Genomic DNA, 586 nt, shown 5'->3' on the forward strand with positions numbered 1-586 from the left:
AAAGCCTTGTATAACTGGATGCGTACCTACGCAAAGCCGCCTAAACAGCGCGTTCAAGAGCAAGACCTTCGGGCTGAAGTCGCTAGGCTTAAGCGAGAGCTGAAACGTACACAGCAAGAGAGGGACATTTTAAAGGAAGCCGCCGTGTTCTTTGCAAGCGAGTCAAAGAACGCTACCCGTTCATAAAATCTCGTAGCAATCATTACCCCGTTCGGCTGCTGTGTCGGGCTTTGCAGGTGCACCCGAGTGGTTATTATGATTGGTTTAAGCAGTCATTAAGCCAACGAGAAAGTGCAGATAAAAAACTGCTGGGTCAGATAAAACAGTTCTGGATTGAGAGCGGTGGGCATTACGGCTATCGCAATATCCATAAGGATTTACTTGAAGCACGCATTACCTGTGGCAGAGACCGAGTGCTGCGATTAATGCGTCAAGCAGGGTTAAAAGCACAGCGCGGCTATAAGTCACCAAAGGGCTGTTATGGCGGTAAACCAGACATTATTGCAGCGAATACGCTTAATCGTGAGTTTTCTGTAGAAGAGCCTAATCAATGGTGGGTCAGCGACATTACTTATATCCACACCCA

At 47.6% G+C, this 586-nt stretch carries 1 protein-coding gene and 1 pseudogene; both read left to right on the plus strand.

Annotation, left to right across the window (positions count from 1 at the left end; genetic code table 11):
* Positions 1-186 (plus strand): annotated as a pseudogene (locus ACYFDN_RS21415) (IS3 family transposase); the annotation flags it as partial.
* A 50-nt stretch (positions 187-236) separates the two neighbouring features.
* On the plus strand, positions 237-586 hold a 350-nt coding region (locus ACYFDN_RS21420), incomplete at its 3' end, for an IS3 family transposase (protein WP_483512652.1).

The sequence above is a fragment of the Agarivorans sp. D1326 genome (assembly GCF_056958115.1).